This is a genomic window from Alteromonas sp. 009811495, from assembly GCF_028865455.1.
Classification (GTDB): domain Bacteria; phylum Pseudomonadota; class Gammaproteobacteria; order Enterobacterales; family Alteromonadaceae; genus Alteromonas.
The window spans coordinates 3,853,071-3,868,402 of record NZ_CP113972.1 but is presented as its reverse complement, the minus strand read 5'-3'; the positions used below and the strand labels follow the sequence as shown (position 1 = coordinate 3,868,402).

The following is a 15,332-nucleotide window of genomic DNA, read 5'->3' as shown; positions in this document are numbered from 1 at the left end:
TTGTCACTTATTTAGTGTTCCCAATGGTAATGATGGGCTTTCGCTTCTACATCGTCAGCAGTTTGCTGCGGCATAAACGTAGCATTGTCTTGCTCGAAAAAGAACGGCTGACGCTGCTTTTTACTGCCCACCTCATTCATAGTGGCCGTTTCGTATACGCGACCGTTGAGCACGGTGTATTCAACAAACTCACTTTTTCTGATGTCACTTAGTACGTCACCATCAATAACCACAAGGTCGGCAAGTTTACCTTTCTCGATACTGCCAATATCCTTGCCCATACCCAGGTGCTTCGCGCCGTCGATTGTGCCGCCTCGCAATGCTTCCCATGGTGTAAAGCCGCCTTGGGCCATTATCCAAAGTTCCCAATGCGCCGCTAAACCTTCTCGTTGTCCGTGCGCACCTATATGCACGCTTACACCATTATCGCGAAGTTCCTTCGCATAGCTGGCAACGTTTTGATGGTTGTATTGATCTTCCGGTGCGCTAGGTCTGCGAATGGCACGCTTGTCCAAAATGGTCGACGGGGTATAACGAAGCAAGCGCGGGTTTTTCCATACTTCGGTTTTATCGTACCAGTACTCTTCACCCATCATACCGCCATACGACACAACGAAAGTGGGCGTGTAACCAAACTCTGTGGCTTTCCACAATTGCGTAACGTCACTGTAGCCCTTTTCAACAGGAATGCTATGTTCTAGTCCGGTATGTCCGTCTACAAGCATGGTTAAATTCTGCTGAAGCTTGCCGCCACCTTCTGGCACTACCATCATGCCTTGATTCTTCGCAGCCCATAATACTTGCTGGCGTTGGTCTCGGCGAGGTTGGTTATAGCTTTTAACAGAAATGGCACCTGCTTCTTTTAATCGTTCTACATGGAAATAAGCATCGTCATAGTCTTTGATAATAGCTTTGTATCCCAAGCCTTCGGCACCGTACAAAATAGTGCCTGTAGAATAGATGCGTGGCGCAACAATTTTACCTTTGCGCTGTAATTCTGAAGCGGCAAAAATTTCAGTGGTGTCGTTTGATGGGTCATGAATAGTGGTCACGCCAAACGACACATTTGAATACTGTGTCCAGTTTTGCTGAGGAATGATTTCGTTACGTCCTTGCGAACCGTGCGCGTGCGCATCCACTAAGCCAGGAATGATCGTTTTGCCGCTGGTATCAATCTGCATAGTGTCATCTGGAATACGAATGTCACCCCGCTTACCTACGGCTTCAATTCGGTTGTCTTTAATTAGCACTACGCCGTCTTCGATAATTTCTTGGGTATTATCGGCGTCGCGCATGGTCACAACTGTGCCTCCGACCAATGCTTTATAGCCTGATGGCTTATCTGCAGCTGTCGAGAAAGACAAATCAATGCCCTGTGTTACAGGCTCTGGCAAGACTTCAGGCGCGCCATCAACAAAAGCGAATGCCTCTTCAAGGCTGCGCATAAAGAGCGTAGGTCCATTAAACCAGCTAAGGCGCGTATTATCAGGCGACCATGTAAGATACTCACCCGCTCTGTTTGAAAGTTGAGTGACTGGCAATGACTTCATTTTAGGCCCAATGGTTATTTTCTTGCCATTTTCGACAAAGGGCGCGACATAGGTCTTAAATTGATAAACAAATGCGACCCATTTCTTATCATGAGATAGCTTGTACTCGCTTACTTTATCTTTCCCATAAAGGTGAGTTCGCTTGTCATTGCCGTTTAGGTTAACGCTGGACAATTGTGTTTCATAATAATCTTTGCCATTGGCAGATTCTGTAAAATACACGCGCTGATCATCGCCTGCGAAGTGGGCGTTGTAGCCGCCATCTGATACTTTGCTGACTTTTGATGTTTTCAGGTTGGCAACGTAGATACCGGGTTCCATTGAGTATTTTGGATCAAGTAAGTAACCACCTGTGAATTTACGGAATACCACTTTTTCACCGTCTACGGAAAACGCGGGCTCGATGTAATGTCCCGGTTGTGTAGAAATTACTTTCCCTTTTCCACCTCGTGCTGATACAACGCGCACGCTGCCTAGGTCTTTATCATTCCACGTGGTATACACAATGGACTTACCGTCGTTTGAAAAACGCGGATAAAACTCATCGTGTTCATTTTGTTTGGTTAATCGGCTCACCTTACCTGATTTCATATCGCGCACGTAAAGCTTACCAAGTGCTTGGAATAGCGCGGTTTTACCGTCTGGCGACAGTTGCGACCAGCGTATCATTCTCACGTCAAATTCATCAGGGGCGACATCAACATCAAAGCGAAGGGCATCGGCATATTGTACGGTGGCTTCAACGTTAATATTGATTGTGGATGTGCTCTTATCTTTGATATCGATAACGTTAAATTTACCACCGGTCCAATACACAATCTTTGAGCTATCTGGCATCCAGTCAAAATAGGCAAAGTAGCCCTCAGAACCAAAGCCTTCTTGCATATCGCGTTCAAGCTCAAGGGTAAGTGGCGTTTCAACACCGGTTGCAATGTCTTTCAAAAATAGTGCGGTTTTATCTTTTACCCTGCGGATAAAAGCGATGTATTTACCATCTGGAGACGGTGTAGGAACAACTGCGCCACCCGTACCACTGATATAGCGTGTTTCTTTACCTGTTTCTCGCTCGTAGCGTGTTATAGCGAAAATGCCTTCAAGCGGGTCACGGTTATACTCAAAGCGGCTGCCTGGTACCGTGTTTTCAGTAAAGTAGATGTATTTGCCGTCATGGGAAAAAACAGGGTCGGCAATGTTTTGCTGATCCCGCTTACCATGTTTGCGCTCTTTAATTTTAAGGCCCTCACCACCACCGTGGTGATACATCCAAATTTCCCCTGCCGGAATACTGCGGCTAGACATGATGCCCTTGGTTACAACAAGGTATTCGCCGTCTGGGCTCCATTTGGGTGAGTGAATAAGGTTACTTTTTTCTTGCGTTATTTGGCGAAGATTCGTGCCATCGATGTTCATCACCCATACGTTACTAAGCCCATTTCGGTCAGAAACAAAGGCTACTTTTTTCCCATCGGGAGAAATGGCAGGGTGAATATTCCACGCGAAGTCTTGGGTAAGTGGCGTAGCATTACCGCCTTTGATATCGACTTTATATAAATCGCCCAACATATCAAACACCATGAAATCGCCACTGGGCGCTACATCTAAGCTAGACCACGTAGTTTCGTTAGTGTTAATAGTAACTTCGTTTAATTTATAGGGTGGGTTAGTAACATCCCACGCATTATTCGCTTCTGTATTATTTTCAGTTGATGATTGTGACAGAGCGCCTGGCGAGGCACAAAGATACAAAGCCCCCGTTATCGCAGCAGCGACGAGGCGTTTTGACGTAGTAAACATGGTTTTCCCTGAATGTAATTATTGTTTGACTGTTTTTTACACATTATTTGTTATGGCATAACAACTCAATGATTGTGACATATTGTTAAGATTTATTGCGTAAAGCTAATCGCACGACCGCGCGGTCTGGCGCTAAAACATTAAATTTATGGCGCTCGTCTATTTTTAACTTGTACAAATTAGCATTTCAGATTAAATCAGCTAGCTTTTTAATAGGCGTACGCAACACAGGTTGCGACGTAATGTTTTAACCTATATTGAGTGGATGATCGACATGGACTTGTTAATTGTTGAACAAGACAGTACCCAAACGGAAATATACGAGCTAGCGTTTGGAGAACACTTCACCGTGCACACTGCCTCAAATATGCTAGAAGCAGTGACCAACATACAAGAGCACGACATTAGTATTGTTATAACTGATTGGAAAATCGGAAAAACGAAAGCCTCAATTTTTTGCGAGCAGCTGGATGCCTCGCAACCTATGGCATTACCTGTGGTGATAGTGGTGTCTGATGAAGGCAGTGACGATACGTTGCGAGAAGCCTTTAACGCTGGCGTATCGCATTACATAACGAAGCCCTACAACGTTCTATCTTTCACCGAAACTGTGATTGGCGTTAAGCATCAAATAGAAATAATGAAACAGATGCGGGCTGATAACGCCGATACGCGAGAAGTGGCGCAAACTGCGCTCAGCCAAGCGGCTATCTACGGTACGGGAATGGAAATTGTTTCAGCGTTAAATGCCTGTAACGACATTCATGCTATGTCGAAAAACATCTTAACGACGTTGCGTTTTAATGGCGTACATGCCGCCATTCAATATCGCGATGAAAATGGCACCACAAGCTATGACACCGACATGTCATTTTGTGATGAAACCACCGAAAAGGTCTTCACAGTATTACACGACCAAGGCCGTATTTATCGCTTTGGTAAGCGTTTAATGCTCAACGATACCGACGTGTCATTACTTATTAAACACGTAGCCCGTGAAGACCCTGTTATTCATGATGCAATACTGGATATGGGCGCGAAACTTGTACCCGCAATCAATGCACGCTTTAACACCTTAAGGCAGCAGCAAGCGCTTAGTGCAACACATGCTGACATTAGCAGCGTTATTAACCAAATTCGTCAGATCGTGATTAGTCAAGCGCAAGAAAAAGTGAGGGTAGCAAAGCACGTCTCTGAATCTATTCAAGACAGTTTCCACATGCTCGAAATGACTGAAGCGCAAGAAGCCTTCTTCATGCAGTTAATTGAAAGTCAATTAGAGGCGCGAGATGAAGTGGCAGAAATTCAGACCGTAGACGATACCTTGCAGGCGGTGCTTGCTCGATTAGGGCCGCAACTAGAATCGCAAGCCGATTCCAAAACACAAAGCAATAACGCCCAAGACGACGACCCAATTTATCAGGATGTGGAGTTTTTTTAAGGTGCGCTAAAACGCAACGCTGCCTGAACTTATCGTTATCTGTACCTATCAATAATAAGACGGTTGATAATTGCGTTTATGTCCAGTTGATAATCAGCAGGGTTGACGATTTTAACTATTGAATCGTTTTCTCTTGCTGATTGCAGAGTAATGATTTTGGGCTCAATGTGATGTTTGAATTTAGTGTGGTAAAACGCAGTAAGTTGAGGTTTTAATGGCTCGTCGTAGTTGGTATCAGTCACAATAGCCAGTTTGTGACTTTTCATTAGTACAACAGTGCCAATCGAATATAAGCCAATGGCCCGAACAAAACTGTTCAATAGTTTCCCATCGTATTCAGCACTACTAGAATCTCGCAATATTTTTAATGCTTCAACAGAGGTTAAGGCTGGTTTATACACGCGCTCGGCGGTTATGGCATCGAAGGAGTCAGCAATACTGCTCATTCTTACATACTGGTTTAGTTGATGGGCAATTAAACCATGTGGATAGCCTTTTCCAGATAATCGTTCGTGATGCTGTAATGCTATTTGCTTTGTGAGATCGTCCACATCCATCGATTCAAGTATCTCAGCGCCATACGTCGTGTGTCGCTTCATTTGCTCAAATTCATCGCGCGTGAGCTTTCCTTGCTTGAGTAAAATATCTTCGGGCACTTTGCATTTACCTAAATCATGCAACAAGCCCGCAAGGGTAAGTTTTTTACCCAGTGATTCGCTGTGCCCTAAATGAATGGAAAATACCGCTAGAAGAATGGCCACGTTTAGCGAATGCGTAAGTAGATAGGTATCTTTGTCTTGCATTTTGGTCATGCATAATAGGGCATCTTGATTTCTGAAAATGGACTCAAAGAAAGCTTCTGCAATTTTTTCATAAGGAGCGAGGTCAACAATACCCCCATTCTTTACACTATTAAACGTGTCGCCCAACACCGCCTTGGCATTGGTATACATAGATTCTGCTCGTACTATTTCTGACGACAGTGGTGTGGACTTCTTTTCTTTGGCTGGTGGCGTATCTAATTGTTGATTCTCTGGTTGATTTTGCGTTATTGATGGTTGCGCTGGTGACGTTAACAGGCTTTTACTGGTGTCGATTTCTACTTCTTTAACACCTAGGGCTTTAAGTTTTTCTATTGCTGCTTGATGCTTGATAACACCTTTTGATGTCATTACGGCTGCGCCAGTTGACTTTGTCACTTGCACTACATACATACCAACGACAAGGTGTTTAACTGCAACTCTTTTTTTCATTACCACTCAATTTGAAGAAAACGCGATGTAACACGATACAAGTTATACGCAGATGCGACAAGTATACTTTTTGCTCAAATTAAGGCGAGAACAAGAGATGGTTTGTAGAATGTTTACGGTAATGAAATGCGATGTCTGTGGGAGTGGGACAGGGAAGAGGCTGCTTTAACATTAAGCAGCCACATTTCATATAGTTAAAGGTAAAGTGTTATCTACACTAACCTGTCATAGTAACGAATTCTTCTGCGCTGGTGGGGTGAATGGCTACGCATGCATCGAAGTCTGCTTTTGTCGCTCCCATTTTTATCGCAACAGCAAAACCTTGAAGTATTTCGTCCATGCCATGACCGATACCATGCAGGCCAACTACTTTTTCGTCTTTTCCGGCACATACCAACTTCATTTTTGTCATCTGGCGATGGCGTGTAACTGCGGTGTACATAGACGCAAAACTCGATGTGTAAACTTTGATATTATCTTCGCCATATTCCTCAATGGCCTCAGGCTCCGTTAAACCTATTGTGCCGATTGGAGGGTGGCTAAACACGACAGTAGGAATGTTGGTGTAATCCATGTGGGCGTCTTTTTGTCCATTGAACAAGCGCTCGCTTAATAGGCGGCCAGCTTTAACTGCAACAGGGGTTAACTCAGCTTCTCCGGTTATATCGCCCACCGCATAAATGTTTTTCGCAGTTGTGTTTTGATACTTATCAACCTTAACGGTACCGTTATCGTTTAACTCAACATCGGTGTTTTCAATATCAATTTTGTCGGTCGATGGTTCGCGACCAATGGCCCAAATAAGGCAGTCAGCCTTAAGCACTTCCCCATTTGTAAGGAAGACAGAAAGCTCGCCGTCGTCTGCCTTCTCTACTTTCTCGACACTGGTATGATTATGCAGTTTGCAGCCTTCTGCATGGATCATGTCAACCAAGGTTTCGTGGATAAGCGGGTCAAAGTTGCGAAGTGGCGCGTGCTTTCGAACTACTAGATGCGATTCAGTACCCAGAGCATGTAACACGCCAGCTAACTCAACGCCAATATAGCCTGCACCCACCACAACCGCGCGTTTTGGCTGCTCTTTAAGTGCAAAAAAACCGTTCGAATCTATGCCGTATTGTGCGCCTTCAATATCTGGAATGATAGGGCGGCCACCCACTGCAATGGTGATATGGTCAGCGGTGTACTGAACACCATCAACTTCGACGGTATTGTTATCAACAAACTTTGCAAAACCGCGGATAAGTGTGACATCGTTTGCAGTAAGCACGCGGTCATACGACGCGTGAATACGCTCAATATAGGCTTGTCGACTAGCAATTAAGCTATCCCAACTAAAGTGATTGACTGAAATATCGAACCCATATTCAGGTGCATAACGATGGATGGCTTCAGCAACTTGTGCGCCGTACCACATGGCTTTTTTAGGTACACAGCCCACGTTTACACAGGTTCCACCTATGTCACTTGCTTCAATAATTGCTGCTTTCTTACCGTGTTTTGCTGCGCGATTGGCTGATGCGATACCGCCGCTTCCACCACCAATACAGATATAATCAAAATGTGTCATAAATAGAGCCTTTAGAGTCGTTTAGGCGAGCCGCGTTATCACTTAACTATAAGTCTAACTTAACATAAGTGAAACGGTATCTCTTTAAGATAATGTGCCATAGAAAACTGTTAGTGATTGACTAGACCGGATGATACCGGTCGTCATTTCATCTATTTCAATCATGGGGATGGCGTAAGCCAAATAAAAGGCACTACATAAAATAACGCTTTTATGAATCTTCAGGTGAATCAACAACTTCTTCTGGTTCTACCTGAATACTGAATGCTTTTCCGCGTTCCTTTTCAAATTTAATGAGTTTCTGAATAGTCGCTTCTGAGAAAACATGCCCTTCGGGCAGAATAAGAATATGGCTATCGTTATACAAGTTTTGCGATAACACCATGCCTGACTTAAGTTGTGATGCTTTTAGTGAGGCGTGCAGCAATTTAGACGTTGATATATCGTCTGATGCTAATAACAAATCCAAAAATTCCGCGTCGTAACGGGTATTTCTGTGCTTTTTCATTTCTATTTTAGCGTCTCGAGGGCTCATCTCTGCCCCCGTCATTCTGCCTGTTACCAAACGCCAAAAATCCCGTGCAATTGCGATAATGCGAGATCCTACGGGGATTTCTTTTGCCACCTTCTTATTTAGACCGGAACCATTGTAGTGCTCAAATTGAAATTCAATAATGTCTGAAACAGCATGCAATTCATGGGCTGGTGCAAGTATCAGAGCGGCTTGTTTGGTCTGTGATAAATAGTTTTGCTGTTGCTGATACTTCAGCTTAGCGAACGGTCCAAGAAAGTCTTCAGTTTCAAGCCCTAACAGTCCTAATTCACAAATAAGGCCCGCATAACGAATTTGTTTTATCTCGTCTTTTTCTAGTTTCGCCGTGCGCGCTAATTTTGTCGCCAATTCACTTACTTCTATCGCGAATTTACCATTAATGTGTGGGTTAATACTGATAACGTTAAATAGAACCTGCTCCATAGCTAAATTATGCTTTTCAATTTTATTCAGTGCTGCCTTTATTTGACGCGTACGCTTGTGAACCATTTGTTCAAGTGAGGAGTTGACGTCTTTAAGCTTTTTATTTTGAAGACGAGTTAGTTTTTGTAAGCGTTCGTTTTCCGCTTTAAGTTTAACGCGCTCTAGCCCTTCTTCTACCGCAGCCACCAATTCTTGGTTATCCCAAGGCTTTTGTAAGTAGCGATGTATTTTTCCTTGGTTTACCGCTTTAATCGTTGATTCAATATCAGCATAGCCGGTTAACACCACACGAAATGTCTCAGGGTACTTGATGGCGACTTGCTCTAACAATTCTGCGCCTGACATTTGCGGCATCTTCATATCCGAAATAACCACATGAACTTCATTTTTTTCCAGAAGCTCCAATGCTTTTGCGCCACTTTCAGCTAACAACAATGTAATATCCATCGTAAAAAGCGCGCGCTTGATGGCACGAAGGATGTTGGGCTCATCGTCTACAAATAGGACCGTGTAAGTCACCTTGTTTTCTGCGCTAGGCTCAGTCATAAACATTTATCCTTAAAAACTAATCTCTTTTGTGGCTTACCTATCGAAGACATAGGGCTCATGTTTTGTTTTTCTCATCACTAGGTGGTGAAACCGGCTGCACGAGTGGAAGGGCTAGTTCAAAGCAACTGCCTTCCCCTTCTTTGCTAGTTGCTGATAGCGAGCCGCCGTGCTCTTGTGCAATACCAAATGAAATTGACAGTCCCAAGCCTGTACCTTGTCCTTCTGGTTTTGTGGTAAAAAACGGATTAAACAGCTTGTCCAAATGACAAGGCTGAATTCCACAACCCGTGTCTTTAACATACAACTTCACAAATTCGCCCACCGCTTCAGTAGTGATAGTTATTGTGCCGTGTTGGCCAGTGCTTTCTATGGCTTGCCCTGCATTAATAAGCAAATTGGTAATAACCTGTGAAATTTTGCCTACATTCATAGCAATATCTGGAATGTTGCCAAGATGCGTTTCTACATTACAAGTATACTTAAGTTGGTTGTTAACCATGGCAAGGGTGGTGCGTACACAATTATTTAAGCTGTGTTGTTGCATTTCATCACTATCAACACGGGAAAAGAGCTTTAAGCCTTTTACAATATCGGCAACCCGTTGCAGCCCTTCTTTAGAATCGTTTAGCAAGTCAGTTATGTCATCGTTGATAAATGTCATATCGTGTTTTGTAAGAAGCGACTTAAATTCACTTAGTGCTTTACGCTGCTGAACTTCATCTTGAGTGTTACTAATAACCTCAAGTTGTGTAAAGAGCATTTGATACGTAGCTACGTATTCACAAAGCGTTGAAATATTACTGCTCACAAACCCGACTGGGTTGTTGATTTCATGGGCGACACCTGCGGCTAGCTGACCAACAGATGCCATTTTTTCAGCTTGGAGTAATTGAACTTGGGTTTCTTTAAGATCTCGATTGGCGTTTTCAAGCTGAACATTTCGTTGGTTCAACTGTGCTGTCCTGTCTTGCACTTTGACTTCAAGTAACGCGTTAAGGTCTTTTAAATCATCTTGCGCGCGTTGTCGTTGCTCGTTCTCTTCTTTGAGCTTATCAACTAGCTGATTGAATGCTTCAGCAAGTTCACTGAGTTCGTCATTCCCTCGCACACTAATAAACACATCTTGATAGTTATTCTTGTCAACGGCTTCGCCAAGATGTTTGGCACCTTCGTGAAGGCGGACAAGCTGAGACATTAAGTACGAACCAAGAAAGTAGGAGCATAACCCGACAAGAACCAACTCAAACGCAGCAATTGTTAGTGTCCAATTCCTCGCTCTAGAGACAGATTCAGTGACCGATGCTATGTTCAGCCCGATTTCTACAAAGCCATACAGTGTAGTATTGACCATAATCGGTGCACGGGTATCGTAAATGCCATCGCTGGCGGTCGCGACGGTATTGTCTTCGCGAAACGGACGTGAAATGGCCGTGGGATCTCCATTTTCTACATAAATTCTGCCTTCTTTATCTTTAACTCTGACATAGGCAATATTGGGGTTCGTCAATATTTCAGCAACATCCGCTTCTAAAGACGATAAGTCGTAGCTAAGGAAAGCATTTTTAGTGGTTGATACAAATAAAGCAACAGACGTATCGGCTGATTTCTTTACGCTATTGTCAACCAGCTCGTTAAGTTGATTAAATACGGTCACAACAAGTACCAAAAGCAATAGCAGTGCGGTAAATGCTATTCCGATTATGGTTTTCGTTCGAAGAGACAGTCGCATAAATCCCTAGTTCAAAAATGCGGTCTTGAAAGAGAGGGAATGCCAAGCGATCTGACATCGTCCCAGTCACTGTCTTTTGCGGGTATAAAGCCGCTGAAACCAAGCCCTTCCAAGATCCACATTTTGCTTGAATCATTTGTTATTGCTATCAATGCATTAAGGATAGCTTGTCTATCCTTTTGTGCCATATTGGGGTGAGTAGCGATTGCGTGAGGGGTATAGCCATCGCTTTCCCACAATACCCGAATATCCTTACTCACGCTTTCAGGAATACTATTCAAGGTTCGTAAAATACCGCCGCCAGCTTCAAAAAAACCGCGCTGAACCGCGAGATAAACAGAGTCGTGCGAATTTACATAGCGTGGCCTAAATGCGATATTGTTTTTGCGTAATTGAGCGCTGGTAATAATCGTGGCAGCAAACGCCGCAGGTGCAGGAAAGGCAAGTTCGCTGCCATTTAATTCAGCGAGGTTTTGAATAGGACTGTCTTTATGAACCACAATGATGCCCTTAATCTCCTTATCGCGTTGTCGAGCAAGTGCGTGGTATCCAGCAAGGTCGTTAAAGGCCACAAAATGATAAGGGTTCATATACGCAATGTCATAGACGCCATCTGCCACATCGGCCTCAAAAGATGGGATGTCTTTCGCGGTTTTAAACGTAATGGATATGCCTGAATACTCGCTTATATAGTCGATAAGCGGTTGCCAAATTTCAACCATTCGTTTAGGCGATTGCTGCGGAACTACACCGAAGGTCAGCGTTCTGCCTTGTGCGTACACCGGAGTTGGTACTGTTCCAAACAGCAGGACAATTAGCACGACGATAAACGCGTTTCTCACATCATATCCCTTCCATAAAAAGACGCTTTACACAGCCATAAATTGCTCTAGAACCATAGTTAGATCGTGGTTCGAGAATGGCTTTTGCAAAGTTGCATCGGCGCCTATTTCAAGTGCACGCTCTAAACTAGCTTCATCAAGTGCTGAAATGACGACAATTTTAAGCGATTTGTACTTTTCTTGGTCACGCGTAAAGTCAATCACGCTGTAACCATCCATGCCCGGCATGCTTAAATCAAGCGTCATTACCTTAGGTTCGTACTGACTTAACATGATACCAGCCTGAAACCCGCCAGTTGCGATGTAGCTGTCAAAACCAGCGCGTCTTGCCACGCGTTGTATGGATTTTGCAACCGGCAATTCATCATCGACAATAAGAATTGATGGGATGACCGTACCTTTCAACGCGTCTGGGATTGGCATTTCATGGCGTTCTAGAAATTCGATGAAGTCTTCGACTAAAACGCGATTATTTCCTCGCCCTGGCAGCTTGAAGCCTTTTAGCTTGCCACTTTCTATCCAACGAATAACGGTACGCAAATTTACGTCACAGTAAGCTGCAATTTCGCCAGAGGTTAATGTCTTCATGTTTTCGCCTTTTAGCATTCAGTGGTTAAATTATAGGCTTTCGGCAATTTAAGACAAACTAGACAAAAGGATGAAATGTGACATTAGTGACATTTTTGGTCTTGGCGGTGACTCGTTTTCGCTGAATAAAAGGTGTGACTGAGAGCGCTAGCGAATAACAACCCAAGTGAACACATATGTAAAGTTAGGAGTAAAATAAGAAGGAGTCAATTAAGTGAAGATTAGCTTGCAATTACGTTGCTAAGCCCCATGATAATTCTTAAATCAAAGTAAGCGTGGATATTTTATGACGACACCAGCAATTGAATTGGTAGATGGACTACCTATTTTTTCTTCTATTACACCGGCCTCTATTAAGCCCGCTATAGAAAAGGCGATTGAAGCGTGCAAAAACGAAATTGAAGAAGTAGTGGCGTCAAACGACTACTCATACAAAAACGTGGTTCTGCGATTAGAAGAAGTTGACGATCGCTTGGGGAAAATGTTTTCTCCTGTATCACATATGAATAGCGTTGTTAGTAGTGATGAATTGCGTGAAGCACATGATGCATGCTTGCCGCTACTTTCAGAGTACGGCACTTGGGTTGGACAACACGAAGGGCTGTACAACGCCTATGTCGCGTTAAAAGAATCTGATGAATTCAGTGCACTGTCACAAGAGCAGCAAAAAGTCGTTGAAAACGCAATTCGCGATTTCACACTATCGGGCGTAGCGTTACCCGAAGAGAAGAAAAAGCGATTTGCTCAAATTCAGGCAAAATTGAGCGAGTTATCCTCTACGTTTTCTAATAACGTCATGGATGCCACTATGGGCTGGACAAAGCATGTCACCGACCAAAGTGACCTTGCTGGCATGCCTGAGTCTGCGTTAGAGGCGGCTGCACAGGCGGCGCATCAAAAAGACTTACAAGGCTACTTGTTCACCCTTGATATCCCCTCTTACTTACCCGTGATGTTGTATGCGGACAATCGCGATTTACGTGAAGAGATGTACCGCGCATATGCTACCAAAGCGTCAGAGCAGGGGCCTAATGCGGGTAAGTGGGACAACACGGATATTATTAAAGAAACACTAGTGCTTCGCACAGAGCTAGCAGAGCTATTGGGTTTTGATACATATGCAGAGCGCTCCTTGGCTACCAAAATGGCTGATTCGACTGAGCAAGTCGTTGGCTTTCTTCGCGATTTAGCGAGCCGTTCTAAACCGCAAGCCGAGCGCGAATTAAAAGAGGTTGAAGCATACGCTAAAGACAAGCACGGAGTATCAGAATTAGCAGCCTGGGATATTCCGTATTACAGCGAAAAGTTAAAGCAAGAAAAGTACACTATTTCTGATGAAATGCTTCGCCCTTACTTCCCTGAAGATAAAGTACTTTCAGGTTTGTTTGAAGTTGTACACCGCTTGTATGGCCTGAAGGTTATCGAGCAACCTGGTGTGGACACATGGCACAAGGATGTACGCTATTTTACTATTACTGACGATGCAGACGTAATGCGTGGCAGTTTCTATCTCGATTTATACGCGCGTGCCAAAAAGCGTGGCGGTGCTTGGATGGACGAATGCCGTGTACGTCGTGAAACGCAAAGTGGCGAACTTCAACTACCGGTTGCTTATCTCACGTGTAATTTTAACGCCCCTGTAGGCGACAAACCTGCTTTATTTACCCACGATGAAGTGGTGACATTATTCCATGAGTTTGGCCATGGCATTCATCACATGCTGACCAAAATGAAGGCAGCTGGTGTATCTGGTATTAATGGTGTGCCATGGGATGCCGTAGAGCTACCTAGTCAATTCTTGGAGAACTGGTGCTGGGAAGAAGATGCACTGAATTTCATTTCAGGTCATTTCGAAACAGGTGAACCGCTTCCCGCTGATTTACTGGAGCGTATGCTAGCAGCCAGAGACTATCAATCTGCAATGCAAATGGTACGTCAGTTGGAATTCAGTTTGTTCGACTTCTTACTGCATAGCGAGAAAGGCAGTGATGTAGATGTGCAAGGCACGTTGGATAACGTGCGTGAAGAAGTTGCAGTGGTTACCCCACCGTCTTTTAATCGTTTTCAAAATAGCTTCGGACACATATTTGCAGGTGGTTATGCCGCGGGTTACTACAGTTACAAATGGGCTGAAGTGTTGTCGGCTGATGCCTACAGTAAATTTGAAGAAGACGGTATTTTCAATCGCGAGACGGGACAAGCATTTCTTGAAAATATTCTTGAAATGGGAGGCAGCAAGCCACCGATGGAGCTGTTTGTTGCCTTTAGAGGGCGAGAGCCTAAAGTCGATGCATTACTTCGCCATAGCGGTATAAAGGGCTAGGTGTACATGGCTGAGTCTTTTGAATCTATTTACCGCAGAGCGTGTGAACGCAAAGGTGGTGAGAAGGTGCTTGAAGCTATGCTTCAGGCGCCGCTGACTAAAGATGAGATTGAAGCAATTAGAGACGATCGCTTCTTAGCTGCAATGACCAAGAAGGTATTTCAGTCTGGTTTTGTCTGGCGTGTTATTGAACAGAAATGGCCCGATTTTGAAACCGTTTTTTTCGGGTTTGATATCGACAAAGTTTTGCTAATGCCTGATGAGATGCTTGAGCAAAAAGCAACAGATAAGCGCATTGTTCGAAACTACAAAAAAGTGATGACGGTGAGAGATAACGCCATCATGATTAAAGATGTAGCAAGAGAGCACGGCAGTTTTGGTAAGTTTGTCGCAAGCTTTGATGCAAGCAATATCACCAGTTTATGGGAGTTTCTCAAAAAGCGTGGTGCACGGCTAGGGGGAAACACAGGCCCTTATATGTTGCGTTCATTGGGTATCGATACGTTTTTGTTTTCTCGTGACGTTGAAGATTATCTGCGCAAGCACGACATTATTGATGGTGGGCTGACGTCCAAAAAATCGCTTGCTGCAGCGAATAACGCGTTCGCCACATGGCAAAAAGAAAGCGGACGTTCGTTACAAGAAATAAGCGCCATTGTTGCATTTAGTTGGGGCACCAATAATCGAGTAAACTAACTTGCTCGATTAATGCTGTCT

General features: G+C 44.0%; 10 protein-coding genes. 3 read left to right on the top strand and 7 right to left on the bottom strand.

Annotated elements, in window-relative coordinates; all coding sequences use genetic code 11:
• Window positions 1-11 precede the first annotated feature (11 nt).
• Complete coding sequence (locus OZ660_RS17350) at window positions 12-3,344, bottom strand: amidohydrolase family protein (RefSeq protein ID WP_274741797.1); 3,333 nt, start codon at window positions 3,342-3,344, stop codon at window positions 12-14.
• Between the two features lie 274 nt (window positions 3,345-3,618).
• Here OZ660_RS17350 and OZ660_RS17345 point away from each other — a divergent pair, with 274 nt between their 5' ends.
• Window positions 3,619-4,785, top strand: a complete 1,167-nt coding sequence (locus tag OZ660_RS17345) for a response regulator (RefSeq protein WP_274741796.1) — start codon at window positions 3,619-3,621, stop codon at window positions 4,783-4,785.
• Between the two features lie 35 nt (window positions 4,786-4,820).
• Here OZ660_RS17345 and OZ660_RS17340 read toward each other — a convergent pair whose 3' ends face one another.
• The 6 genes from OZ660_RS17340 to OZ660_RS17315 all read right to left on the bottom strand — a co-directional run bounded on the left by OZ660_RS17340 (window position 4,821) and on the right by OZ660_RS17315 (window position 12,292).
• A complete protein-coding gene (locus OZ660_RS17340; protein WP_274741795.1) occupies window positions 4,821-6,038 on the bottom strand; it encodes an HD-GYP domain-containing protein in 1,218 nt (405 codons plus the stop codon).
• A gap of 217 nt (window positions 6,039-6,255) precedes the next feature.
• On the bottom strand, window positions 6,256-7,608 hold the full coding sequence (gene gorA / locus OZ660_RS17335) for a glutathione-disulfide reductase (RefSeq protein WP_274741794.1): 1,353 nt from the start codon (window positions 7,606-7,608) through the stop codon (window positions 6,256-6,258).
• Window positions 7,609-7,819: 211 nt separating this feature from the next.
• A complete protein-coding gene (locus OZ660_RS17330; protein ID WP_274741793.1) occupies window positions 7,820-9,130 on the bottom strand; it encodes a response regulator in 1,311 nt (436 codons plus the stop codon).
• Window positions 9,131-9,188: 58 nt separating this feature from the next.
• Entirely contained in the window at window positions 9,189-10,862 is a 1,674-nt protein-coding gene (locus OZ660_RS17325; RefSeq protein ID WP_274741792.1) for an ATP-binding protein, read from the bottom strand.
• Window positions 10,863-10,873: 11 nt separating this feature from the next.
• Window positions 10,874-11,704, bottom strand: coding sequence for a phosphate/phosphite/phosphonate ABC transporter substrate-binding protein (locus tag OZ660_RS17320; RefSeq protein WP_274741791.1), 831 nt, complete (start codon window positions 11,702-11,704; stop codon window positions 10,874-10,876).
• 27 nt (window positions 11,705-11,731) lie between these two features.
• Window positions 11,732-12,292: a response regulator gene (locus tag OZ660_RS17315; RefSeq protein WP_202262635.1), complete on the bottom strand. Its 561-nt coding sequence runs from the start codon at window positions 12,290-12,292 to the stop codon at window positions 11,732-11,734.
• 286 nt (window positions 12,293-12,578) lie between these two features.
• On the opposite strand from OZ660_RS17315, the gene prlC reads away from it, so the two are divergent.
• Both prlC and OZ660_RS17305 read left to right on the top strand, forming a co-directional pair.
• Complete coding sequence (gene prlC / locus OZ660_RS17310) at window positions 12,579-14,615, top strand: oligopeptidase A (RefSeq protein WP_274741790.1); 2,037 nt, start codon at window positions 12,579-12,581, stop codon at window positions 14,613-14,615.
• Window positions 14,616-14,621: 6 nt separating this feature from the next.
• Window positions 14,622-15,311, top strand: coding sequence for a DNA-3-methyladenine glycosylase I (locus OZ660_RS17305; RefSeq protein ID WP_274741789.1), 690 nt, complete (start codon window positions 14,622-14,624; stop codon window positions 15,309-15,311).
• Window positions 15,312-15,332 lie beyond the last annotated feature (21 nt).

Excerpts from the sequence above, each read along its gene's own strand:
- OZ660_RS17350 (WP_274741797.1), bottom strand. The coding sequence starts at position 3,344 with ATGTTTACTACGTCAAAACGCCTCGTCGCTGCTGCGATAACGGGGGCT.
- OZ660_RS17345 (WP_274741796.1), top strand. The coding sequence starts at position 3,619 with ATGGACTTGTTAATTGTTGAACAAGACAGTACCCAAACGGAAATATAC.
- OZ660_RS17340 (WP_274741795.1), bottom strand. The coding sequence starts at position 6,038 with ATGAAAAAAAGAGTTGCAGTTAAACACCTTGTCGTTGGTATGTATGTA.
- gorA (WP_274741794.1), bottom strand. The coding sequence starts at position 7,608 with ATGACACATTTTGATTATATCTGTATTGGTGGTGGAAGCGGCGGTATC.
- OZ660_RS17330 (WP_274741793.1), bottom strand. The coding sequence starts at position 9,130 with ATGACTGAGCCTAGCGCAGAAAACAAGGTGACTTACACGGTCCTATTT.
- OZ660_RS17325 (WP_274741792.1), bottom strand. The coding sequence starts at position 10,862 with ATGCGACTGTCTCTTCGAACGAAAACCATAATCGGAATAGCATTTACC.
- OZ660_RS17315 (WP_202262635.1), bottom strand. The coding sequence starts at position 12,292 with ATGAAGACATTAACCTCTGGCGAAATTGCAGCTTACTGTGACGTAAAT.
- prlC (WP_274741790.1), top strand. The coding sequence starts at position 12,579 with ATGACGACACCAGCAATTGAATTGGTAGATGGACTACCTATTTTTTCT.
- OZ660_RS17305 (WP_274741789.1), top strand. The coding sequence starts at position 14,622 with ATGGCTGAGTCTTTTGAATCTATTTACCGCAGAGCGTGTGAACGCAAA.